Genomic DNA, 23277 nt, shown 5'->3' with positions numbered 1-23277 from the left:
CTATACGTTTCCCGCTTGCGCGGACGCACGGTTCAATCATCGGCTCCAAGGCAGTATTCGGTAATCTACAATCGAACGGAGCGTGGACATGGACGACAAACTGACTGGGCCGGTTGCGGCCATCATCGATAAACACCGCACCACCATCGCGCCCATGCTGGCGGCGAATGGCGGTGCCATCACCCGCACAGCGCTGCAAAACGACACCGCCGTCCGGACCGTCGCCGGCTATTGCTATCAACTGCTGCCTGGCTTGATACGGCTGGCGGTCAAGGAACCGGCCTTCATCGAATTTGTGATGACGCATCGGGAGCAGCTGCTCAATAAACTGGTGGAGCAGCCCGCCCAGCAGCGCTAGGCGCCCCGCTGCAAGTTGAGGACAAAGCTGACACCATCGACCTCGTTCTGCGCGACGATGGTGCCGCCCATCTTGGCCATGTAGGTGCGCGCGACAAACAGGCCCTGGCCACGATTGCCATTGGCGCCGGATTCCGCTTGGTCCGACACGCCGTATTCGAAAATCTTGGTGAGCATATCGGGCGCTATCCGTGGCCCGCGGTTGCGGATAGTGATGGCCGCGCCAGTATCGCCGGCCTCCAGCGAAATGGTAATCGCGCTGTCCTGCGCCCGATAGCGTTCCGCGTTGCGAAGCACGTGGGTGACGACATCCTCCAGCGAATACTCGTCGGCCCGAGCGGTCAGCGTTTCGCTCGCCCCCTGGAAGACCACATTCTGAATACCGATGCATGACGCATTCTCAGCGACGTTCCATAGAAACGCCGTCAAATCGATCTCGCTGACTTGCAGCTCGGATGACTGGAACGCTTCGCTTGGCGATGCGCGACCATACAGCACACGGATCGCCTGCTGCATGCGACTGATGTAGCGATGGCTTTCGTCCTCGGGCGCACCATGCAGTACCATCAACGACTGCAATGGCGACATGATCTCGTGGCCGACCGCATGCCACATGTCGCGCTCCTGCTCCGCGCGGATGTTCTCGCGTTCGACGTCCTCGCGCACGCGGCGCAGCAGATCATGCAGTCCGGTGGCGAGCACGCCCAGTTCATCTTCGCCGCGCAAGTCGGCAAGGTCGGCTTCGGAAAATCCTTTGGCGGCCTTGACCCGCTCGCCGACATCGTCCGCGCGCTTGATCAGCACCTTGATGCGGCGGATGATGCCGATCTCGATCACCAGCCACGCCAACATCAGCGCCGCCAGCATCGCACCGACAAACCATACGAGCCGGCTGGCCACCACGCTCAGGCTTTTGCTGACACTGCGAACGTCACCCTTGAGCAGAACCTCGTAGCTGCCGGCCGGCGTGGCGATGACCTCCTTCGCCTCCAGCGGAACATCATAGGCATCGACCGGCAGATGGCGAATCAGGGTCGTCACGAAATGCCAGGATTGGTCTTCAGGATCGACCGGGCCAACCAGCAGCGGCAGCGCGGCGGCCGGGGAGACACTATCCGCCAGCCGCCGGATCCGCAGACTCTCTCCGGGCAGCAGCATGGGCTTCAAGTCCGCCAATGAAAACGCCGGCGCGCTCGGACCGGTGGCGCTGTCGAGCAGCGGCGGGCCATCGCCCGGAGGCAGCACCGCGATGTGGACATCGATGCGGTCCAGGTCTTCCGGCGGCCAGACCGGGCGGCGTTTCTCGAACAGCGCATCCTGCAGCACCCCGACCGGCAACCGCAGCGAGAAGAAAGCGCTGCGCGTGCAGTTGCTGTCGTCGTCGGCAGCGGTTTGGTCTGTGCAGCGCGGATTTTGCCAGATCCATCCTCGGAAGTCCTTCACAGCCGGCGCCTTCGCCCGCGCCACGTCGGCCGCGGCGAATCCGGTCAGGCGCCCGCGCATGCCACCGAAGCGGTGTCCCGGCGTTTGCGGTTCAGTGCTTTCCTCGAACGGCGCGATCCACTCGTATGTCTGGCCGCGCAGGGTAACCTTGACCTGGACCCGATGCGCCTGATCCACCACCTGGTCGCCGCGCGTATGCGGCACCAGTTGGGCGCCGTCGAAAGTACCTGCGACGTAAATGAAGCCGCCGGCCCAGGGATTATTGCCGATACCGACGCACAGCGAGCCATTGTTACCGTACTGCGCCAGGCAGCCGGACATCGCCACCGCCTGCTGCACCTTTTGCAGGTCGTCGAAATCGAGCGCGGCGAATGGCAGCAGCAGTGGATGCAGCGCCTTGCCGGCGGTCGCTGGCTGAGGATTCAGCAAAGCCAGTTGTCCGGTCGGATGGCGCAGCGTGGCCGCCACCTGCACGCGGGTCTTTTGAAAACTGCCCTGATAGTTCTTGTAGCTGAGCTGCTTCTCTTGTTGAAGCACCGACAGCGCCAGGCCCACCGTCGCCGCCATCAGGAAGACGAAGGCAGCGCGCAGCAGCAGCCGCAGGCGATAGGGGACGAGGCTGAGCCGGCGCCAGTTCACGATCAATGGCTTTCGGTGTCGGCCCAGCGGAAGCCGCGCATGGGGATATTCTCGATGCAGGCGAAGCCTGGATCGATCTCGCGGAAGGCGTCGCGGATGGTGCTGACGTGTTTGCGGATGTTGTCGCGATTGCGTCCGCTCTTCACCACTTCGAATAGCTCGTCATAGGACACCACCTGGCCGCGCCGCGCGAACAGCGCCGCCAGGATGCGCTGCGCCGTCAGCGGCAGGTTGATGCGATGGCCGCGCCAGGTCGGCGTGCGCTGGCGCAGCGGGTCCATGCTCAGTTCATCGGCGGCATGCGCCGGCTCCGCCTTTTCCTTCACCGCACGCAGTATCTCCAGGAAGGTTTCGATGAAGTCGGATTCCTCGAACGTGGCTTTCTGCAGATAGTCCCAGGCGTCGAGCGCCTTCATGATGCTGCGGTAGATAGTGGCCGGCATCGCCGATACGACCAGCACCGGCGTGGCGTGCCGCTTGTTGATGGCGTTGATGATGGCGACGCCGGCATGGCGCTCGCGTCCCAGTTCGATATCGAGCACCACCAGGTCGTAGCGTTCGCGCGCGATGGCCGCCTCGGCCTCGTCGCGGCTGAACCATTGGTCGACCACGATGCCGGGCCGCGCCGATTCTATCCATGTCCGCAGCTGATTGCTGGTCGGCAGGTCGTCCTCGATGACGGCGACTTTGGCCATGCTGTACTCCACTGACTGTCAATGCAGCGAGTATCCACGCTTTTACTGAAAAAGTCACAAATCGGCTGTGAGGATTTCTTCACGCGGACGGAGGATAGCCGGGCGGCGGCAGCGTTGATACTTCCGCCACATCCGGCGCACCATGCCTCTCAGGGATAGGCCCTGAACTTAAACAACCAGCAGAAGGTGAATATCATGGCAGAACGGATCAAACGGATGGTGCAGGCGGTGCGCGCGGCGTTGGGCGGCGGCGCCGGCGCCATGGCGAACGGCATGCGCCGCAACGGCGCGATGGTGGTGGCGTTGGGCCTGGCCGGCGCCGCCGTCTACGGTCTGGCGACGCATCCGCCGATCGCAAAGCTGGCCCCTGGTAGCCTGGGTATCCGCACCAATCAGCTGACTGGTTCCGCCATCACTGTGCGCGATGGTGCGGTGTTCCTGGTGCCCGGCGTGCATGTGCTGCGGCAGGTGTCGCTGCGCGACCAGGTGTATCGCCCCAGCGGCAGCGACAAGGCGCCGTTCCAGTCGGTTGAAGGCCTGGCGCTGGGTGTGGACATGTCGGTGCGCTATGCGCTGGATGTGAACCGCGTCGCCGCGATGGCGCAGTCGCTGCCGCCCGATATCAACGGCTCCATCGTCGAGCCGGCGGTGCAGGGTGTGATCTACAAGGTGTTCACCCGTTACACGGTGCGCGAGATCTTCTCGACCAAGCGCGCCGAGATCCAGCAGGCGATCGAGGCGGAGCTTAAACCCAAGCTGGCTGCCGATGGCGTCACGCTGCGCGGCATCACCATCGGCAAGATCACCCTGCCGGCGGAGTATCAGGCCGGCATGGAGAAGCTGCTGGCCGAGGAACTGGAAACGGAGAAGATGCGTTACACGCTGGAGCTGAAGGAGAAGCAGGTCAAGCAAACCGCGCTGGAAGCGGACGCGGAAAAAATTCGCCGTGAGAAGGCCGCCGAAGCTGCGGGCAATGAGCAGATCATCGCGGCCAGGGCGCAGGAGCAGGCGATGGCGCATGTGCTGCCGTTCAAGGAGAAGCAGATCGAGCAGCGCAAGCTGGAGGCCGAGGCGGAGAAAATGGCGCGCATCAAAACCTCAGAGGGCAACGCCCAAGCGCGGGTTATCGAAGCCGCCGGCGAGGCCGATTCACGCCGCAAGCTGGCGGATGCGGAGGCCTATCGCCAGGAGCTGGTCGGCAAGGTGGCCGCCGCGCAGATGGAGCGCGAGGGTGATCTGATTACTCGCAACCCGCTGCTGATCCAGAAAACGATGGCGGACAAATTATCGGACAAGGTCTCGGTCATCATCGCGCCTTCGCCGACCGATGGGGGATTTATCGGCTCTGCGCTGCTGGGCGGCCAGCGTGGCAAGCAGCCGCGCCTTGCGACGGTCAGCGGCGAAGTTCCAGACAACGTCAAGGAAGGTCAATAATCATGTCGATGATTGCCGCCGCCGTACTGGCGATCGTTACACAGGACCAGGCCGCGTTGCGCGCCGCACCCAGGGACGCGGCCCAGCAGCAGGCCGTCCTGTGGCAAGGCGATAGCCTGGAGATTCGCGGCGAGAAGCAGGACTTCCTGCAGGTCTACGATTATCGCCGTGAGCGCGCAGGCTACATCCGCGCCTCGCAGGTGCGCAGGATTTCGCTGGCGCCGGCGGACGCGCCGGAATTGCTGTCGGTAGTGCGCTTCCTGCGCGATACGCCGGGAGCGGAATCGCTGGGCATCAGCTACACGGCGGCCTACCTGAAGGCCGCGCCAGCCAGCGCGATCACGGCGGAGCCCTTCGACGCGTTGGGCACGATGGCTGAACGGCTGGCGCGGCGCGCGTCCGCCAAGCAGGGCAAGCAGGGCGATGCCACGATCGCCGCGCACTTGGAGGTGGTCGCCAACTACGGCGTCGGTATCCGCAGTTTCGAACGGGAGGGACGCATGCAGCTATGCTACGACGGCGAAGCGTTTCGCCGCGTGCTGGCGATGCTGTCGGAGCCGCAGCAGCGCGCGACCGCGATACTCGGCCTGACGCGCCAGGAGTGCGTGGACCCGGCATTGCGCCCCGGTGCGCGCGTGGCGCTGGACGACTGGCGCGCCGAGGTGCTGGAGCGCGTGGACCTGAAGGATCTTGCGCCCCACATGCGCAACCGCATCCACATGCGGCGCGCGGCGGTATGGTCGTCGGTGGCATTCGCTCGGGCGCGCAAGGGTGAGGCGGCAACTCAGCCGGCGCAGCGCGCGCTGGATGAACTGGGGATGGTCGATCCCGCCGAACTGACCGAGGACGACACGAGCGCATTCGCCGACGCCGGCGTGCGCGTAGGCAGCGTGCGCTGGGCCGTCGCAGGGCCGGTGACGCCTTCCGCCAGCGGCTTGCGTGTACAGGCGATGGCCGGTCAGCCGGGAGAAACTTGCGTCGCGCTGGTCGATGCAAAACACGATCAGCAGCATGCGTTGGCACGCCGTTGCAGCTACGGCGTTGTGTGGCTGGCATCCGCGCAGGCCAATGCACAGAACACGGCGCTGTCGCTGGCGGTACAACCGATGGACGGCTGGCGCGAGATGTGGCTGTTCCACCAGACCAGCGCCGGCTGGCTGGTCGACGTGCTGCCGCCTGCCGCCGCCGATCCCGATATCGGCTATGCCGAATTCGCAGGCTGGGTGCCCGGCTCGCAGAACATGCTGGTGGCGCGGGAGGCCCGTGTCGATGGAAAATTCAAGCGCAGTTTCGAACTGGTGGAGATCAATACGCTGGCGACGCTGAAGACCGCCGACAAGCCGTCCTCTCTCAGCATGTTCTATCGCTGGCAGGACCCAGCCTGGAAGCGCCAGACCGTCAGCCTGCGTTGAACATCCGGGGTGTGACAGCTGTTCCAGATTGGAGCAGGTGTGCGATGGATCAAGGAGGAAAATGCGTGGCATGGCATTTGCTCAATGGCTGTATATCACTCATTAAAACAGTCAGGAGACAACCATGCACCATCCATTCCGCATCTTCGCCATCGTGACCGTCATCGCCGCCGCGGCCACGACATCCCTCTACGCCACCGCCCACGGCAACGTCGTGCCGCAGGCGGTGGACACCACCGGCCTGACGCCACTCGGCGAAAAATGGCTGGACCAGAATCCTTATCGCGGCAACAAGCTTGCATTAAAAATCGGGACGTCCGCCTATAACCAGAACTGCGCCCGCTGTCACGGACTGGAGGCGGTCACCGGCGGCATCGCGCCGGACTTGCGTCAGCTCGACCGCGATTGTACCGACGTCAAAAACGACAACAAGAAGAAGGCCTGCTACAAGGAGACCGATAACTACTTCCTGACCTCGATCCGGCATGGCAAGGTGCGCAACGGCGCCGTGTACATGCCGCCGTTCGAGGGCGTGTTCAATCAGGAAGCCATGTGGGCCATCAAGACCTACCTCGAAGCCCGCCGCGACGCCGCCAACTGATCGAGGAGCAGACCATGTCGAATTTTCGTTCGCGCGCAGGCGCGTTGCTCCCCCTCGTCGCGGCGCTTCTGGTGGCCGCCGCACCCGCGCATGCGGAGTGGGACAAGATCCGTCTATCCGGTTCGCTCAAGGTGGCGGTGTATGAACAGTTCGCGCCGTTCTCGGATCGGGGCGCCGGCATCGATGTCGAGGTTGCGCAGGCGCTGGCCTCAAAGCTAGGCCTGAAACTGAGCCTGCTGCCTTTTCCCGCCGGCGAAAACCTCGGCGACGATCTGCGTAACATGGTCTGGAAAGGACACTACCTGGGTTACGGGCCGGCCGACATCATGCTGCACGTGCCGGTCGAACCTCAGCTGATGAACGAAAACGGTAAGGTCACCATCTTCGCGCCGTATCACGTCGAGACGGTGCGGCTGGTGCGCAGTGCGCGCAGCATGCCGGTGTTCGACGGCATCGATGCATTGAATGGCAAGACCATCGGTGTCGAGAAGGTCTCCATCGCGGCGATGGTGCTGCTGGGCGAAGGCAATGGACGCTTCCGCGACAAGGTGCGGATTTTCGACACTGCTGCGGAAGCGCTGGAGCAGCTCAAGGCCGGCCAGCTCGACGCCGTGCTGGCCAACCGCTCGGAGATCGATTCGGTGTTCCGCGACGATCCGGCTTTTCCGCTGAACGAAGTGGCGTTCCAGCGCCTGCCTCGCGCAGGGTGGGCGGTGGGTATGGCGGTGCGCAAGGACGATCAGGAAATGGCGCGCCTGCTTCAGGCGGCCGTCAACGACATGAAGGCCAGCGGCGAACTGCAAGCCATCTTTGCCCGGCACGGCGTGCACGAGCAGATGCCGTGATGCGCGGCTATTCGGTGGCAAGCGCCATGCTGCTGGCAAGCGGCGCGGCTGCGGCAGTCGATGCCACGATGGTGGCCTATCCGGCTACCGCGATGCTGTCGGTGGATGTCGTCGGCGTCGCGCCCTTGCCCGGCCTGGGAGTGGACCGCAACCAACTGCCGTACCAGGTGCAAACGGCAAGTGCCGCCGAGGTGGGCGCCGCTGCCGGCCAAAACCTCGGCGAGTTCATGGCGCGCAATCTGACCGGAGTGAATATCAACGAGGTGTCGGGGAGCCCGTTCCAGAACGATATCACCTATCGCGGCTTTCGCGCCTCGCCGGTGCTGGGGGCGTCGCAGGGCATTTCCGTCTACCTGGACGGAGTGCGCGTGAATGAACCGTTTGGCGACGTGGTTAACTGGGACATGCTGCCCGAGGCGGCGATCGGCAGTGTGATGCTGGCGCCGGGATCGAATCCTCTGTACGGCCTGAATACGCTGGGCGGCGCGCTGGTGTTGAGCACCAAGTCCGGGAAAAATCATCCGGGCGCGGACCTCGGCTTGTCAGGCGCCAGCAACGGCCAGCGTCGAGCCGACCTGGCTTATGGCTACGACAGCGGCGAACGCTGGAACCTCTTCATCGCAGGTACGGCTTTCAACGACAAGGGCTGGCGCGATCATTCGGATGGGCGGCTGGCCAATGCCTACGTCAAGCTGGCCGGCGCCGCCGGCGACAACGAATGGAGCATCGCGCTTCTGGCCGGCCGCAGCCGCCTGGTGGGCAATGGCCTGCTGCCCGACGACCTGTATGAGCAAAACCGTCGTGCCGTCTACACCTCGCCCGACGAAACCCGCAACCGCTTGCGCCAGGCCGTCTTCAGCATGACCCATCGCTTCGATGACCATACGGAATTGAGCTCCGCCGTGTACGCGCGCAATAGCCGGCGCAGCACCGTCAACGGCGACATCAACGATGCCTATGCCGAGGGCGATAGCCCATACCCCGCCAGCTATAACACGACCGAGACCCGCCAAAGCAGCCAGGGATTCAGCGCCCATTTGAGCAAGGACGCCGGCCGGCATCAACTCACCACGGGGCTTGCATTCGACCGCAGTAGCGTCGCCTTCGCGCAGTACGAGCGGAATGCCAGCTTTGCCCTGGACCGCTCGGTCGTCCCGGATACGAATGCCGAAGAGGAGGCCGGATCGTCGGTCAGCGGCCACTCGCGCACGGCAGGGCTGTATGCCGCCGACACCTGGACAGTGGACACCGACACCTGGTTGACCGCGTCCGCACGCTACAACCACGCGACGGTCGGCAACCAGCTGCGCCGCGACGATCAGGCGCAGCCTGCCGAGACGTTCAGCTATCGCAAGCTCAATCCCGCCATCGGCATCGCGCACCGCGTGGGTGGCGGCTGGACGCTGTTCGCCAATCTATCGCAGAGCAACCGGGTGCCGACCGTGATCGAATTGGGTTGCGCCGATCCCCAGCAGCCGTGCCGCTTGCCGGTTGGTCTTCAATCGGACCCATACCTGAAGCAGGTCGTGTCGCGCACCGCCGAAGCGGGCGCCCGCTGGAAGGGCGCGCGCGGCGCGGCGGCGGTATCGCTGTACCGCACTGTCAATCGCGACGACATCCTGTTTCGCAGTGCCGGCATTGCACAGCAAGGCTACTTCTCCAACTTCGACCGCACACGCCATCAAGGCGCGGATTTGAGCGCGAGCTACCGAATCGGCGACTGGTCGGCGCGATTGAGCTACAGCTACCTGGAGGCCGTGTACGACGCGGAAGGTGACCTGTTCACCGGCTCGCGCAACGTTCATGTGACGCCCGGCACTCGCCTGGCGGGGCTACCGCGCAATACACTGAAGCTCGGCCTGGAATGGAGCGCGACGCGGCACTGGTCCATCGGCGCCGACCTGACGGCGTTGTCCGATATGGCGACGCAGGGTAACGAGGACGGCAAGGCCGCGCCGGCATCGGCCGACTGGTGCGTGCGCGGCTACGTCCTGGCCGGCCTGCACGCCAGCTATCGGCCGGATTCGAAATGGGAGTGGTATCTGCGCGTGAACAACGCATTCGATCGCCGTTACGAGACCTTCGGCGCCGTCGCTGCGGACATGTTCCCGAATGGCGTCTTGCAGCAGCAGGGTATCGAGGCCCGGCAGGCCAGGTTCATCGCACCCGGCGCGCCACGCTCTGTGGCGGCCGGTCTGCATTACCGCTTCTAGAACTGATACTGGGCGCTCGCGCCAACCAACCAGTTCCGCCCAGGCGCCGCTTCGTAATAGCGCTTGTTGGTGTCGCCAACGATCAACGAGCCGACATACTGCTTGTCCAGCAGGTTGTTCAAGCGCACAAACTGCTTGAGGCGCCAGCCATGCCACTGCTGGTTGGCGTTGACGCGCGCATTGAGCACGCCATAACCCGGCGCCGCCTTGTCGGCATTGGCGTCCTCCGCGTAGATCTTGCTGCTGGCGACAGCTTCCAGTGCTGCGCCAAAGTGGTTGGCGCTGTCCATCCACGCCAGCTCGCCGTAGGTGTTGGCATTCGGGATGCCGGGCAGGCGGCTGCCTTCGGCGACCGTGCCAAAGGCGTGGTCGTAGACCGCGCGCAAACTGGTCAGCGCCACGTGCGCGCTCAGGCCATGGTTCCAGGTGGTGTCCAGCGACAGCTCCATCCCTTGGCGCAGCGTGCTGCCGGCGTTGCGATAGCTGGTGCGGCCACCCGCGCTGCTGTCGACCACCAGTTCGTCGCGCGTGCGGACCTGGAATACGGCCGCATTGATGCGCGTTCCTTCGCTCAGCCGCGCCTTGATTCCGGTTTCGAGATGGGTGCTCTGCGCGGCCTGCAATCGGAAATTGAAGCCGCCGCCGGTGCCGGAGTAGAACAGCTCATTGAGCGTCGGCGTTTCGAAGCCGCGCGCGGCGCTGGCGTACACGTTCAGTACAGGCGACAGACGGTACAGCAGGCCAAGCACTGGCGTGGTGTGGCTGTATTCGAGACTGCCGCTGTCGTTGCCGTTGCTGAGGAAGTGGTCGTCCACCGATATCTTCACGCTGCTGTGGCGCAGGCCCGCGCTCACCATCCATGCGCCGGACTGCCATTCCGTCTGCACGTACGGATCGAGGCTGGTGACCTTGTCGTTCTCGTCGCGGCGCAACGCGCCCTTCACGCCGAACTGGGTGCCGATGAAGTTCTCGTAGCCCCGGCGCGCGTCGCTGGAGCGGCCGTATTCCAGGCCGACGGTGGTACTAAGCCTGCCGCCCGCCAGTTCGCCCACGTGCAGCCAGTTCAGGTCCGCGCCGTGGAAGTCGCGGTCGAAGTCGACCACGCCGCCGGAATGCGTGGCCGGCGCCTGGAAGGCTTTGGAGAAGGCCTGGTACTGGATTACGTCGCGATTGCCGCCCCAGGCGGTCATGCGCAGGCGGTCGTCACCGAAGCGCTGCTCCCAGCTGGCGCCGATCTGCTGATGGTCGATGCTCTTGCGGGTGTTGTAGCGGTCGGCCAGCGTGCGTTTCGGGTTCTGCGTATCGGTGGTATCGATCTCGCCGGCGCGCGGATCGCGCTGGTAGGTGGCCCAGGTCACGCCAAGCGCGTCCTGGGTGTCGTCCTGGCGCAGCGCGTTGCCGACGATGGTCAGGCTGGCGCCGGCCATCGGCGCCAGCGTCAGCTTGGCGAACGCCTGGTCGCGGGTGGCGGCGCTGTGGGCACGATAACCGTCCGTTTCGAAGCGGGACGCATCCAGCACGTAGCCGATGCCGGCCTGCTTGCCTTGCGCATTCAGGTCGGCCTTGCGGCTGCCGTAGCTGCCGGCGCTCAGCGCTGTTTCCACCGTTGGCGCACCTTCGCCGTCGCGTGTGAACATCTGGATCACGCCACCCGAGTGGTTGCCGTAGATGGCGGAGAAGGGGCCGCGCAGCACCTCGATACGCTCGGCCATATCGAGATTGAAGGTGGCGGCCTGGCCTTGGCCGTCCGGCATGCTGGCCGGGATGCCGTCGGCGATCAGGTGCACACCGCGCACGCCGAAGGCCGAACGGGCGCCGAATCCGCGCGAGGAGATTTGCAGGTCCTGCGCATAGTTCTGGCGGTTTTGCGCCACCAGGCCGGGGACGGCGGCCAATGCCTCGCTGGCGTTGACGCGCGCTTGGCTGTCGCGGATGCGTTCAGCGTCGACGACGTCGATGGCGGCGGGCATATCGAACACCGTGTGTCCGACGCGGGTGGCGCTGACCACCACCTCCGCCGGCCGCGCGGCATCGTCGGCTGCGATGGCGACGCCGCTCAGGGCAAACAGTGCGGCCACCGCGTTTAATGGGAAAAAGGCTTGCTTCATATTGTCTCCGTTTTGGTCTGTGTTATGCAGGACCAGTAAGCAATATACCTGCCATCTCGATTTTGCCGTGGCACGCCGATTGCAACGGTCACTGTATTTTTCCTGAAAGGCGATAACCATGAACAGCTCACGCATTCTGTCTTCCCTGGTCTTTTTGCTGTGCGGCCCCGCGATGGCCGCCCCCTTTGCCTATGTGCCGAACGAGAAGTCGGGCAGTGTCAGCGTGATCGACACCGCCACCGACGTCGTGCTGCGCGAGATCGCCGCAGGCAAGCGGCCGCGCGGCATCGCGGCGGATCCGGCCGGCGCGCGCCTGTTCGTGACCGACGCCGCCACCAATGCGCTGCTGGTGATCGATACCGCCAGCGGTGTCGTGGCGCGCCGCATCGCGCTGGGCAAGTCGCCCGAGGGCGTGAGCGTCTCGGCGGATGGCCGATATGTGGCGGTGGCGGTTGAGGAGAGCAACAGCGTCACGCTGATCGAGGCGGCCTCCGGGCAGGTGCTGGCGGATATCGCCGTGAAAGGCAAGAACCCCGAGCATGCGGTCTTCAGTCCGGATGGCCGCTGGCTGCTCGTCAGCGCGGAGGAGGCGGAGCAGGTCGACGTGATTGACGTCGCCGCACGGCGCCAGACCGGCACGGTGGCGGTGGGGCTGCGGCCGCGTGGCATGGGCTTCAGTCCTGACGGCGCCCGCGCCTATGTCGCTTGCGAATTGGCGGGAGCCGTGTACGCGGTCGACATGGCGACGCTGGCGACGATAGTACGCATCCCGGCCGGGAAGAACGCCAACGGCATCGCCGTGCATCCCGGCGGCCGGCAGGTCTATGTATCGAACGGCGCGGACGCCAACGTGATGGTGATCGACACCGCCACCAATACCGTCAGCGCAACCATTGCAGTTGGCAAGCGACCCTGGAACATGGCGCTGACGCCGGACGGCGCCAAGCTGTATGTGGCCAACGGCCGATCCAACAACGTGTCCGTGATCGATACCGCCGCCGCGGCAAAACGGGCGGATGTGCCGGTGGGCGAACTGCCCTGGGGCGTGGTGATCCGCTGAGGCGCTGTTCCATCGGCGGACACCTGTTCCAAACCTGAACAGGTGTCACGGCACCGGTACAGCCCTTCGTCACCACCAGCCCCTGTATTTCAAGCGTGGCGCGGGAAAAAGCGAAGCTGGCACGGTGCTTGCGAAAAGGAGAGTACGCAGTACCTACCGCCGCCTCACGCGGCCTCATAACCACAGCAGAAAGAGGACGACATGAATCTCGCAGACATTAGCAAATTGGGCGTTGCCAATCCATTCAAACAACGCTACGACAACTTCATCGGCGGCAAATTCGTCGCTCCGGTCAAGGGCGAATACTTCGGCAACGTCACGCCGATCACCGGCCAGGTATTCTGCGAAGTGGCCCGCTCCACCGCCGAAGACGTCGAGCTGGCGCTGGACGCCGCCCACGCCGCCAAGGACGCATGGGGCAAGACCTCGCCGACCGAGCGCGCCAACATCCTGAACAAGATCGCCGACCGCATGGAGGCCAACCTGGCGCTGATCGCCACCGCCGAAACCATCGACAACGGCAAGCCTATCCGCGAAACCACCGCCGCCGACATCCCGCTGGCGATCGACCATTTCCGCTACTTCGCCGGCTGCATCCGCGCCCAGGAAGGCTCGGTCGCGCAGATCGACTCCGAAACCTACGCCTACCACTTCCATGAGCCATTGGGCGTGGTCGGCCAGATCATTCCATGGAACTTCCCTATCCTGATGGCGGTGTGGAAGCTGGCGCCGGCACTGGCCGCCGGTAACTGTGTGGTGCTCAAGCCCGCCGAACAAACCCCGGCCTCCATCATGGTGCTGCTGGAAGTGATCGCCGACCTGCTGCCGCCTGGCGTGCTGAATGTGGTCAACGGCTTCGGCCTGGAAGCAGGCAAGCCGCTGGCGTCGAATAAGCGCATCGCCAAGATCGCCTTCACCGGCGAGACGGGCACCGGCCGCCTGATCATGCAATACGCCGCGCAGAACCTGATTCCCGTCACGCTGGAACTGGGCGGCAAATCGCCGAACATCTTCTTCGAAGACGTGATGGACGCCGACGACGCCTTCTTCGACAAGTGCCTGGAAGGCTTCGCGATGTTCGCGCTGAACCAGGGCGAGGTGTGTACCTGCCCATCGCGCGTGCTGATCCAGGAATCGATCTACGAGAAATTCATCGAGCGCGCGCTGGCCCGCGTGGCGGCGATCAAGCAGGGCAATCCTCTGGACGCCAGCACCATGTTGGGGGCGCAGGCGTCGCACGAGCAGCTGGAAAAGATCCTGTCGTATATCGACATCGGCAAGCAGGAAGGCGCGGAACTGCTGGCCGGCGGCGGCCGCAGCATGCAGGGCGGCGACATGAAGGAAGGCTACTACGTGCGTCCGACCGTCTTCAAGGGCCACAACAAGATGCGCATCTTCCAGGAAGAGATCTTCGGACCGGTGGTATCGGTGACGACTTTCAAGGACGAAGCGGAAGCGCTGAGCATCGCCAACGACACCTTGTACGGCCTGGGTGCCGGTCTTTGGACGCGCGACGGTTCGCGCGCCTTCCGTGTCGGCCGCGCGATCCAGGCTGGCCGCGTGTGGACCAACTGCTATCACCTGTATCCAGCGCATGCGGCGTTCGGCGGCTACAAGCAGTCCGGTATCGGCCGCGAGAACCACAAGATGATGCTGGACCACTACCAGCAGACCAAGAACCTGCTGGTCAGCTACAGCCCGAACGCACTGGGCTTCTTCTAACCATGGACCACATCATCGCCCGCGTCACGGCCACACAGGCGGCGCTCGACCTGATCGCTCTCCTGCGCGGCCGCCACGGGCCGTTGATGTTCTTTCAGTCCGGCGGCTGCTGCGACGGCAGCACGCCGATGTGCTACCCGGCCGGGGAGTTTGCCATCAGCGACACCGATGTCTATCTCGGCAATCTGGATGGGACGCCGTTCTACATGGGCAGCGAGCAGTTCGAGTACTGGGAACACACGCAGCTGATCATCGACGTGGTTGACGGGAATGGAGGCATGTTCTCGCTCGATAACGGCACGGGCAGGCGCTTCCTGACCCGTTCGCGCCTGTTCAGCGACGAAGAGCTGGCGGCATTGAGACCGCCCGCCTAGCAGCACACCGCAGCACACCAAAACATAATAACTGGAGAAGATTGTGCAGAAAAAAGTCATCGCAACGCTGGCTGGGATTTCCTTCCTGTCGCTGGCACAGGCGGCCGACGTCACGTCGGCCATGCTGAAGAACGCGGCATCCAGCACCGACAGCGTGCTCTCGTTCGGCATCGGCTCGGAGGGGCAGCGCTATTCGCCGCTGACCCAGGTGAACACCAAGACCGTGGCCAAGCTGGTGCCGGCGTGGTCATTCTCGTTCGGGGGCGAGAAGCAGCGCGGCCAGGAATCGCAGCCGCTGATCTACAACGGCAAGATGTTCGTCACTGCGTCCTATTCGCGCATCTTCGCCGTGGATCTGAAGACTGGCGCCAAGCTGTGGAAGTATGAGCACCGTCTGCCCGACGGCATCATGCCTTGCTGCGATGTAGTCAACCGGGGTGCGGCCTTGTTCGGGAACCTGGTCATCTTCGGCACGCTCGATGCGCAGCTGGTGGCGTTGGACCAGAACACCGGCAAAGTCGTGTGGAAGGAAAAGGTCGACGACTATTCCGCCGGCTATTCGATGACCGCGGCGCCGTTGATCGCCGATGGCGTGCTGCTGACCGGCGTATCCGGCGGCGAGTTCGGCATCGTCGGCCGCGTGGAGGCGCGCAATCCGCTGACGGGTGAGTTGTTGTGGACCCGGCCCACCGTCGAGGGACACATGGGCTACCGCTACGACAAGGACGGCAAGGCCATCGAGAACGGTATCTCGGGAACGCTGAACAAGAGCTGGCCGGGCGACCTGTGGAAGACTGGCGGCGCCTCCACCTGGATGGGCGGCACCTATGACGCCAAGACCGGCCTGGCCTACTTCGGCACCGGCAATCCGGCGCCATGGAACAGCCATCTGCGGCCCGGCGACAATCTGTACTCGTCGTCGACGGTGGCGCTGGACGTGAAGACGGGCCAGATCAAATGGGCGTACCAGAACACGCCCAACGATTCGTGGGACTTCGACGGCGCCAACGAATTCGTCACCTTCGACATGGACGGCAAGCGCTATGGCGGCAAGGCCGACCGCAACGGCTTCTTCTACGTGATCGACGCGAACAACGGCAAGCTGCAAAACGCCTTCCCGTTTGTGAAGAAGATCACCTGGGCGTCGAGCATCGACATCAAGACCGGCCGCCCCAACTTCATCGCCGCCAATCGCCCTGGAGATCCGACCAAGGGCGAGGAGGGCAAGAAGGGCAGCACAGTGTTCGCGGCGCCGGCCTTCCTGGGCGCGAAGAACCAGATGCCGATGGCCTACAGCCAGCAGACCGGTTTGTTCTACGTACCCGCCAACGAGTGGGGCATGGATATCTGGAATGAGCCGATCAGCTACAAGAAGGGCGGCGCTTACCTGGGCGCGGGCTTCACCATTCGTCCGCTGTTCGACGACTACATCGGCGCACTGCGTGCGGTGGATCCCAAGTCCGGAAAGATCGTCTGGGAAGTCAAGAACAATGCGCCGCTGTGGGGCGGCGTGATGACCACGGCCGGTGGGCTGGTGTTTTATGGCACGCCGGAAGGCTACCTGAAAGCGCTGGACGCGAAGACCGGCAAGGAGCTGTGGAAGTTCCAGACCGGATCCGGCGTGGTGGCGCCGCCGGTCACCTGGCAGGATGGCGATACGCAGTATGTGGCGGTGGTCTCCGGCTGGGGCGGCGCGGTGCCTCTGTGGGGCGGCGAAGTGGCCAAGAAGGTCAACTTCCTTGAGCAGGGTGGTTCGGTGTGGGTCTTCAAACTATCGTCCAAGTAAAGATCTCTTGTAGTTTTTTGGGCGGCTTCGGCCGCCTTTTTTTTCGATCAGATTTTGAACAGTGCGACGGAACGCATGATCAGTTTTTGCACAAGGCCTTTGTCCATAAGGCTTGCTTCGCCCTGTAGCGAGGCACGGGCACGCAAATTGCGATATGCGAGTTGCATCGCCCGATGTATGAAAACAATACTGGAGACATAAAAATGAAAACAATACTGATGATCGGCGCATTGACTGTGACGGGTATCCAAGGCGCGCAGGCTGTCGATTTCAAGGCTGGGGACTGGAACGCATCAATAGGCGGCATCGTCAACGCCTACTACACGCAAGTGTCATGCAACGGGGACGCGGTCGGCGGGCTGGCGCTGGGAAGCAAGGGGCTGGGCTGCGGCGGCGAAAATAATCGCACCACGATCGGCAATGGTCTGCTGCCGAATGGCCTCGTCACGTCGGCCACGTCGAAGCAAGGCGATTATGACGTCAAGGCGCTGATCGGCATCTATAACGCCACCGCCACCGACAGCGCCATCGCGGTCAACAGCGGCGTCGATGTGCGCCAGGCCTACTTCACGTTCGGGAACGCGCAGATGGGCACCATCAAGCTCGGACGCGACAACGGCATCTTCGGCGCCGGCGCCATCTTTTCCGATATGACGCTGATCGGCGCTGGCGCACCGGTTCAGGCGACGCAGCGCGGCCGTGTGACGCTGGGCCATATCGGCGCCGGCTACAGCTATGTGGGCTACTACGGCCAGATCGCCTACAGCGCGCCGAAGTCGGCGTCGGGCATCGGCTTCGACGCGGCGCTGGTCAGCCCAGTGGCCGATACACCTATCGTTGCGGCACCGGTGTATTCGTCGAAATCGAGCCCGCAGGTGCAGGCGCAGCTCAGTTATGCGGTCGATGGTTTCAAGGGCTGGCTCGGCGCCAAATCGCAGAAGTTCAGCGCCACCGCGCCGGGCGTCAAGGATTTCACGATGACCGGCGTTGAAGCCGGAGCTTCGTATCAGACAGGCCCATTGGGCTTGCTGGCCAATTTCCAGGGCGGCAAAGGCCTGGGCATCCTGTCCGATGCCGACCAGGGCGATACCAAGTCCAAGGCTTACTTCGTGCAGGCCACCTATAAGACTGCGGACAAGGTCAAGGTCGGCCTGAGTTACGGCATCAGCCGCAACGACGACAACACGGCGGGCACCGGCGGCCTGAAATCGAACGCCAACCTGACCTGCGGCGTGTACTACTCGATGACCAGCGCGATCACGCTGGTTGGTGAGATCGGCCAGACTCGTTCCAAGGGCTTCGCCGGCGGCGAGGGCAAGATGAACGGCGCTTCCCTCGGCGGCATCATCTTCTTCTGATGAGGGCCACGCTGACCTGCGTTTTGTGCCTGCTGGCCGGCGTGCTGGCGCTGGTGCTCGGCGCCACGCCGTCGCAGGCCGGCGTGCTCACGCACGCCGAGATGGCTCGCCGTTTCCCCGCGCCGCTGATGGTGGGGGAACGCGAGGCCGATTTGCCGGTTTGGCCGCTGTTCAAGCAGAACGCCACGGCGACCGAGTTGGTGGGCTATGTGTTCGAGTCGGTCGACCTGGCGCCGATACCGGGTTTTTCCGGTGTGCCGCTCAACCTGATGGTGGCGATCGATCCGAAGGGCGTCTTTATCGGCGTCGAGGTGTTGTCGCATCACGAGCCGGTGTTCTTGGATGGGTTGGGCGAGGCGCCGCTCTATCAGTTCGTCAAGCAGTACAAGGATCTCTCGCTCAAGCAGAACATCAGCATCGAGACCGGCGGGCATCGCGTCCGCCATCCCGACGCGGCGCATGCGTATATCGATGGCGTGTCCAAGGCCACGGCATCGGTGCGCATCATCAACCAGAGCGTGCTGGCCGCCGCGCTCAAGGTCTCGCGCAAGAAGCTGGGCTTTGCCGCCGGCCGCGACCCCGATCAGATCGCGCGGGTGCGGCAGGACGTGTTCGAACCGCTGGATCTAAAACGGATGATGGCGGACGGCCTGGTTCAGCGTCTTCGCGTGAGCAATCGTGACATCGAGCGGTTGTTCGCCGGCGGTCCGGGCGCCGGCCTCGATCCGCAGGCGCTGGCTCAACCGGACGACACCTTCATCGACTTGTACCTGGCCTGCGTGTCCGTGCCGTCGATAGGCCGGAATCTGCTGACGGCGGCCGGCTGGCGCAAGCTGCAGGGGCGGTTGGAGGAGGGCGACCACGCGCTGATCGTGATGTCCTCCGGCCGTTACAGCGTCACGGGAGACGACTTTGTGCGCGGCAGTGTGCCGGGCCGCATCCTGCTGCGACAGGAAAAACTGCCCATCGATATGCGCGACCTGGATCTCGATGTGAAGTTGGCCCTGCCGCTGGCGGTGGACAGCGTGACCATTTTCCGCGTGATCGGCCAGGCGGGGCTTGACCCGGCTTCGCCCATGGATTTCGCGCTGCCGGTTACCCGCAACAAGGGCATTGTCTATCCCGAGCGTATAACCCGTGAATTGAACCTGCGTTACACGCTGCCCCAGCGCCTGTTGACCAAGGTCGAAGACAACAGCAAGTCCTGGCCTGGTATCTGGAGCGCGCGGCGCTGGGAGTTGGCGGCGTTGGCGGCCGGGCTGGTGGTGTTGAGCGTCGCATTGACCATGCAGAAGCGCCTGACGGCTATCGGCTCGCGTTTCAACTGGTTCCGCCGCGCCTACCTTGTCTTCACTGTGGGCTTTGTCGGCTACTACGCACAGGGCCAGCTTTCGATCGTCAATGTCACTGGCGTGGTGCAGGCGTTGTGGGCGCGGCGCAGCCTGGAGTTTCTACTGTTCGATCCGATGACGGTGGCGCTGTGGGTATTCGTGCTGGTGTCGTTGCTGGTGTGGGGGCGTGGCACGTTCTGCGGCTGGCTGTGTCCCTTCGGTGCATTGCAGGAGCTGACGGGGAAGCTCGCGCAGTGGATGCACATACCGCAACTGCGCATCAGGCATCGAACGGACGCGCGACTCAAGTACCTCAAATACGTGGCGCTGGCCGGGATTGTCGCCAGTGCCTTCTTTTCCAATGAGCTGACGGACAAGCTGGTGGAGCTGGAACCGTTCAAGACCGCGATCACCCTGAGCTTCGTGCGTAGCTGGCCGTACGTCGCGTACGCGGTGGGGTTGCTGTTGGCCAGTGGCTTTGTCTATAAATTCTTTTGCCGTTACCTGTGTCCTTTCGGCGCCTCGCTGGCGCTGCTGGGCAGGTTTCGGCTGCTTGACTGGATACCGCGCTACAAGGATTGCGGCGCGCCGTGCCAGACCTGCCGCCATCGCTGCGACTACCAGGCGATCTCGCCGTCTGGCGCCGTGGCGTATGACGAGTGCTTCCAGTGCATGGATTGCGTCGTGATCTATGAGAGCGACGAGAAGTGCGCGGTACGCATCCTGGAGATTAAGCGCCATCGCACCATACCGATCCAGCCCGTCGCAAGGAGCAGTATATGAAGAGACGTACCTTTATCGCCAGCGCCGTCGGAGCGATAGGCGGCGTGTCCGCCTGCGCATGGCGCGGGAGCGACACGCTGCACAGGGGCGCCGCACTGGCCTTCGGGACGACGATCTCGATCTTGGTCGTGCACGAAGATGCTGAACTCGCGGGACGAGCGATTGCCGATGGCTTGAAGGCGGCGCAGGCCATCGATCGCCTGATGAGCATCTACCATCCCGGTAGCCAGGTATATCGGCTCAACCGGGACGGTATTTTGTCCCATCCCGATGCCCGTTTGTTGGAGGTGCTGAACCAGGCGGCGCAGCTGTCGCATTTGAGCGCGGGCGCTTTCGATGTGACAGTGCAGCCTTTGTGGCGGCTGTATTCCGAATCGGCGGCGCGCGGCGGGCTGCCGTCCGATGCGGAGCGTCGCCGGGCGCAGGCGCTGGCCGACTGGCGTCAGCTGGAGATAGGCGATGCCGCCATTCGGTTCCGCAGGGAGGGGATGGCGCTCACGCTGAACGGCCTGGCGCAGGGTTACGCTGCTGATCAGGCATTGGCCGCAGTGCAGGCGCATGGGATACGTCACGCATTGCTCGATACCGGGGAGTTTGTCGCGCGCGGCCGGAAATCCCGGAGTCGCCCGTGGATACTGGGCGTGCGTGATCCGCGCGATGCCAACGCCTTGGCGGCGACTTTGTATGCGCAGGGATGTAGCGTCGCCACCTCCGGGGATTACGAATGCACCTTCACGCCGGATTACAGGCATCACCATATCTTCGATCCGGCGGCCGGTGATTCGCCGGACGAGCTGGCGAGTGTTACGGTACTGGCGCCGAATGCGATGCTGGCGGATGGCCTCTCCACCGCGTTCATGGTCATGGGGTGGGAACGGGCCTGCGCACTCGCATCGCGATTGCCCGCCGTCGATCTGATGGCGATCGACAAGCACGGGCGCGAGAAACGGTCCGCCGGCTTTCCTTCGGACGCTTGAGGATGCGATGCCCGCTACTTCAGGTTCGGCACTTTGCGGTAGATGGTGTTGCGCGATACGCCAAGCGCGCGCGCTGTCGCCGAGACGTTGCCGCCGTGCGCTTCCAGCGATTTGAGGATGACCGACTGCTCCATCTCCTCAAGATTGGCGCCGCTGGCGACGATGCGTTCGGCGCGTATGTCGTTGTTGGCGACCGGCGATTGTTCGATATCGTCGAGGAAGTCGTCAGGCATGTGCCGAAGGCAGATTTCATGCTCATCGCCGGCCATCACGATCGCCGTGCGCAGCAGATTGGTGAGCTGGCGGAAGTTACCCGGCCAGCGATGGCGCCGGAACAGCTGCAGGATCTCGTCGGACACGTGATAGCGGCCGTTGTTCGACTCGGTGGACAGGATCTTCTTGACCACGGTCTCGAGATCGGTGCGCTCGCGCAGCGGCGGCAGCTTGACCACCAGTCCATTGAGGCGGTAGTAAAGGTCTTCGCGGAACAAGCCCTTGGCCATGCGGTCGCGCAGATTGTGGTTGGTCGCGCAGATCAGGTCCACGTTCACGGGTATGGATTTGTCGCTGCCCAGCGGCGTAACCATGCGCTCCTGCAGCACACGCAACAGGCGCGCTTGCAGGCTGAATGGCATGTCGCCGATTTCATCGAGGAACAGGGTGCCGCCATTGGCTTGCAGGATTTTGCCGGTCGCGCCCTTCTTGCGCGCGCCGGTGAAGGCCCCGTCTTCATAGCCGAATAGTTCGGACTCGATCAGCGTCTCGGGTATCGAGGCGCAGTTCACCGCGACGAAGGGGCTCATCCCGCGCGGCGAATCGTTGTGGATCGCCTGCGCCAGCAGCTCCTTGCCGGTGCCCGTCTCGCCCATGATCATGATGGGGATGTCGCGCCCCAGGACGCGGGTGACTTTCTCGATCACCAGCTCCAGTTGCTGGTCGCCGGTGCGTAGGTAACGTAGACCGGACAGCCGCCGCGCGGTGGCCGCCGCCTGGTTGGCCGCCACGGCGGCATTGGCCGGCGGGGCGCGTTCGGCCGTCAGCGATTGCTGGAATACGCTGTTGGATAACCGCAGCTGCGCGCGCCCATATACGCGTACGCCACTGTGCATGCACAGGTTCAGCAGGCCTGGCGACGCGGTGCGATAGTGGTCGTACAGCGCGGACACCGGCAGGCCAAACAGGGAACTGAAGGTATGCGATTGCAGCGCGGCGAAGGGAAGCCCCAGCTGGAACAAGCCGTTGCGGTTGGCGGCCAGGAAGCGGCCACCGGGACTGAACGAGGCGATGCCCTCCATGAGCGTACCGATAAACTCAGGGCGCGCATGGAAGTGCAGCGTGATCGCTTCTTCGAACGTTGCGGAGAACAGCTGGTTCTCGATCATCAGCGCGGACATGCGTACCAGCGCCATGGTGTGCTTGTGATAGCTGCGCTGGTCGCCGGAGACATCGAGCACGCCGACCACATTGCCCAGGTGGTCGGAGATGGGCGCGGCCGAGCAGGTGAGGAAGTGGTTGGCGGACAGGTAATGCTGGTCCGCGTGGACCAGTGCCGGCGAGCGCTCCGCGATGGCGGTGCCGATGGCGTTGGTGCCGCGGCTTTGCTCCGACCATGCGACGCCAGGCTGCAGGGCCACGCGGCTGGCTTTTTCAAGGAAGTCATCGTCGCCCAGCGAGTGGACGATGACGCCCTTGGCGTCCGTGAGGATCACCATATTGTGCGTGTTGACGATTTGCTGGTACAGCGTCTCCATCGCCGGAATGGCGTGGGCGTGCAGCAGGCGGTTTTGTTCTATAAGCAGGGACAGATCGTTGTGTGCCAACGGACTGTAGTCGGGCGGGGACTCCGGGGATAACCCGTACTTCTGCGATCGCTGATGCGATGTCTCGATGATTTGCGGCATATTGTCTGCCCACGCCTTGCATACAGGTGCGGTGTTCAGATCTGGAGCAGTCTGGCGTTCCATATAGGTCTCTTTGTCTCCGGCGGCCGTTATCGGCTCTGCTTTACCTGCAAGGGTGTTCCATAATGTAGCACCTGTGCAGAATGTGAGCAAAAGCTGCGCGTTAAGCTGTTGCTATCAGGGGTATAAGCAAACAGAGTGCCAGCGAAAAATAAACCTTGGCAGTTCCATCAGGTCT

Annotated in this window: 17 protein-coding genes; 13 read left to right on the top strand and 4 right to left on the bottom strand. The window is 63.7% G+C overall.

The window, feature by feature from the left end:
- The first annotated feature begins 88 nt into the window (after positions 1 to 88).
- Complete coding sequence (locus tag HUX88_RS31225; protein WP_176364292.1) at positions 89 to 358, top strand: hypothetical protein; 270 nt, start codon at positions 89 to 91, stop codon at positions 356 to 358.
- Here the strand turns inward: HUX88_RS31225 and HUX88_RS31220 are convergent.
- The gene (locus HUX88_RS31220; protein ID WP_176364295.1) at positions 355 to 2439 is read right to left on the bottom strand and encodes a HAMP domain-containing sensor histidine kinase; all 2085 of its coding nucleotides are present in this window, start codon (positions 2437 to 2439) and stop codon (positions 355 to 357) included. The genes HUX88_RS31225 and HUX88_RS31220 overlap by 4 nt on opposite strands.
- A 2-nt stretch (positions 2440 to 2441) precedes the next feature.
- Complete coding sequence (locus tag HUX88_RS31215; protein ID WP_117015872.1) at positions 2442 to 3134, bottom strand: response regulator transcription factor; 693 nt, start codon at positions 3132 to 3134, stop codon at positions 2442 to 2444.
- Positions 3135 to 3329: 195 nt separating this feature from the next.
- Between HUX88_RS31215 and HUX88_RS31210 the strand changes: the two genes are divergently transcribed.
- From HUX88_RS31210 to HUX88_RS31190, 5 genes are all read left to right on the top strand, one after another.
- Positions 3330 to 4568 carry an SPFH domain-containing protein gene (locus tag HUX88_RS31210; protein ID WP_176364291.1) on the top strand — a complete coding sequence of 413 codons (1239 nt, stop codon included), beginning with the start codon at positions 3330 to 3332 and terminating at the stop codon, positions 4566 to 4568.
- 2 nt (positions 4569 to 4570) lie between these two features.
- Positions 4571 to 5980 (top strand): hypothetical protein, encoded by a 1410-nt coding sequence (locus HUX88_RS31205; protein WP_176364290.1) that lies wholly within the window; start codon positions 4571 to 4573, stop codon positions 5978 to 5980.
- Positions 5981 to 6104: 124 nt separating this feature from the next.
- Positions 6105 to 6581, top strand: a complete 477-nt coding sequence (gene pedF, locus HUX88_RS31200; protein ID WP_117015869.1) for a cytochrome c-550 PedF — start codon at positions 6105 to 6107, stop codon at positions 6579 to 6581.
- Positions 6582 to 6595: 14 nt separating this feature from the next.
- Positions 6596 to 7426, top strand: coding sequence for an ABC transporter substrate-binding protein (locus tag HUX88_RS31195; protein ID WP_117015868.1), 831 nt, complete (start codon positions 6596 to 6598; stop codon positions 7424 to 7426).
- Positions 7426 to 9639 (top strand): TonB-dependent receptor, encoded by a 2214-nt coding sequence (locus HUX88_RS31190; RefSeq protein WP_176364294.1) that lies wholly within the window; start codon positions 7426 to 7428, stop codon positions 9637 to 9639. Before HUX88_RS31195 ends, HUX88_RS31190 begins: the two co-directional genes overlap by 1 nt.
- Here HUX88_RS31190 and HUX88_RS31185 read toward each other — a convergent pair.
- A complete protein-coding gene (locus HUX88_RS31185; RefSeq protein WP_176364289.1) occupies positions 9636 to 11747 on the bottom strand; it encodes a TonB-dependent receptor in 2112 nt (703 codons plus the stop codon). The two genes, HUX88_RS31190 and HUX88_RS31185, sit on opposite strands and share 4 nt — an antisense overlap.
- A 118-nt stretch (positions 11748 to 11865) precedes the next feature.
- Here HUX88_RS31185 and HUX88_RS31180 point away from each other — a divergent pair, with 118 nt between their 5' ends.
- The 7 genes from HUX88_RS31180 to HUX88_RS31150 all read left to right on the top strand — a co-directional run bounded on the left by HUX88_RS31180 (position 11866) and on the right by HUX88_RS31150 (position 21138).
- Positions 11866 to 12807 carry a beta-propeller fold lactonase family protein gene (locus tag HUX88_RS31180; RefSeq protein ID WP_176364288.1) on the top strand — a complete coding sequence of 314 codons (942 nt, stop codon included), beginning with the start codon at positions 11866 to 11868 and terminating at the stop codon, positions 12805 to 12807.
- A gap of 201 nt (positions 12808 to 13008) precedes the next feature.
- Positions 13009 to 14529 carry an aldehyde dehydrogenase gene (gene adh, locus HUX88_RS31175; RefSeq protein ID WP_117015864.1) on the top strand — a complete coding sequence of 507 codons (1521 nt, stop codon included), beginning with the start codon at positions 13009 to 13011 and terminating at the stop codon, positions 14527 to 14529.
- Positions 14530 to 14531: 2 nt separating this feature from the next.
- The gene (locus HUX88_RS31170; RefSeq protein WP_117015863.1) at positions 14532 to 14903 is read left to right on the top strand and encodes a DUF779 domain-containing protein; all 372 of its coding nucleotides are present in this window, start codon (positions 14532 to 14534) and stop codon (positions 14901 to 14903) included.
- A gap of 43 nt (positions 14904 to 14946) precedes the next feature.
- Positions 14947 to 16689, top strand: a complete 1743-nt coding sequence (locus HUX88_RS31165) for a PQQ-dependent methanol/ethanol family dehydrogenase (RefSeq protein WP_176364287.1) — start codon at positions 14947 to 14949, stop codon at positions 16687 to 16689.
- Positions 16690 to 16892: 203 nt separating this feature from the next.
- Positions 16893 to 18047: a porin gene (locus HUX88_RS31160; RefSeq protein WP_229219632.1), complete on the top strand. Its 1155-nt coding sequence runs from the start codon at positions 16893 to 16895 to the stop codon at positions 18045 to 18047.
- Complete coding sequence (locus HUX88_RS31155; protein WP_176364286.1) at positions 18047 to 20161, top strand: 4Fe-4S binding protein; 2115 nt, start codon at positions 18047 to 18049, stop codon at positions 20159 to 20161. The genes HUX88_RS31160 and HUX88_RS31155 overlap by 1 nt, the downstream gene beginning before the upstream one ends.
- The gene (locus tag HUX88_RS31150; protein WP_176364285.1) at positions 20158 to 21138 is read left to right on the top strand and encodes an FAD:protein FMN transferase; all 981 of its coding nucleotides are present in this window, start codon (positions 20158 to 20160) and stop codon (positions 21136 to 21138) included. The genes HUX88_RS31155 and HUX88_RS31150 overlap by 4 nt, the downstream gene beginning before the upstream one ends.
- 14 nt (positions 21139 to 21152) lie before the next feature.
- On the opposite strand, the gene HUX88_RS31145 is transcribed toward HUX88_RS31150, so the two are convergent.
- Positions 21153 to 23039, bottom strand: coding sequence for a sigma-54-dependent Fis family transcriptional regulator (locus tag HUX88_RS31145; protein ID WP_229213487.1), 1887 nt, complete (start codon positions 23037 to 23039; stop codon positions 21153 to 21155).
- Positions 23040 to 23277: the final 238 nt, after the last annotated feature.

The organism is Duganella sp. BJB1802, assembly GCF_013369445.1.
GTDB classification, from domain to species: domain Bacteria; phylum Pseudomonadota; class Gammaproteobacteria; order Burkholderiales; family Burkholderiaceae_D; genus Rugamonas; species Rugamonas vulcania_A.
The sequence above is the reverse complement of the archived record's forward strand: the minus strand, read 5'-3'. Positions and strand labels throughout refer to the sequence as shown.

Bases quoted from the DNA above. Each gene is read 5' to 3' on its own strand.
- HUX88_RS31225 (WP_176364292.1), top strand. From the start codon at position 89: ATGGACGACAAACTGACTGGGCCGGTTGCGGCCATCATCGATAAACAC.
- HUX88_RS31215 (WP_117015872.1), bottom strand. From the start codon at position 3,134: ATGGCCAAAGTCGCCGTCATCGAGGACGACCTGCCGACCAGCAATCAG.
- HUX88_RS31210 (WP_176364291.1), top strand. From the start codon at position 3,330: ATGGCAGAACGGATCAAACGGATGGTGCAGGCGGTGCGCGCGGCGTTG.
- HUX88_RS31205 (WP_176364290.1), top strand. From the start codon at position 4,571: ATGTCGATGATTGCCGCCGCCGTACTGGCGATCGTTACACAGGACCAG.
- pedF (WP_117015869.1), top strand. From the start codon at position 6,105: ATGCACCATCCATTCCGCATCTTCGCCATCGTGACCGTCATCGCCGCC.
- HUX88_RS31195 (WP_117015868.1), top strand. From the start codon at position 6,596: ATGTCGAATTTTCGTTCGCGCGCAGGCGCGTTGCTCCCCCTCGTCGCG.
- HUX88_RS31190 (WP_176364294.1), top strand. From the start codon at position 7,426: ATGCGCGGCTATTCGGTGGCAAGCGCCATGCTGCTGGCAAGCGGCGCG.
- HUX88_RS31185 (WP_176364289.1), bottom strand. From the start codon at position 11,747: ATGAAGCAAGCCTTTTTCCCATTAAACGCGGTGGCCGCACTGTTTGCC.
- HUX88_RS31180 (WP_176364288.1), top strand. From the start codon at position 11,866: ATGAACAGCTCACGCATTCTGTCTTCCCTGGTCTTTTTGCTGTGCGGC.
- adh (WP_117015864.1), top strand. From the start codon at position 13,009: ATGAATCTCGCAGACATTAGCAAATTGGGCGTTGCCAATCCATTCAAA.
- HUX88_RS31170 (WP_117015863.1), top strand. From the start codon at position 14,532: ATGGACCACATCATCGCCCGCGTCACGGCCACACAGGCGGCGCTCGAC.
- HUX88_RS31160 (WP_229219632.1), top strand. From the start codon at position 16,893: ATGAAAACAATACTGATGATCGGCGCATTGACTGTGACGGGTATCCAA.
- HUX88_RS31155 (WP_176364286.1), top strand. From the start codon at position 18,047: ATGAGGGCCACGCTGACCTGCGTTTTGTGCCTGCTGGCCGGCGTGCTG.
- HUX88_RS31150 (WP_176364285.1), top strand. From the start codon at position 20,158: ATGAAGAGACGTACCTTTATCGCCAGCGCCGTCGGAGCGATAGGCGGC.
- HUX88_RS31145 (WP_229213487.1), bottom strand. From the start codon at position 23,039: ATGCCGCAAATCATCGAGACATCGCATCAGCGATCGCAGAAGTACGGG.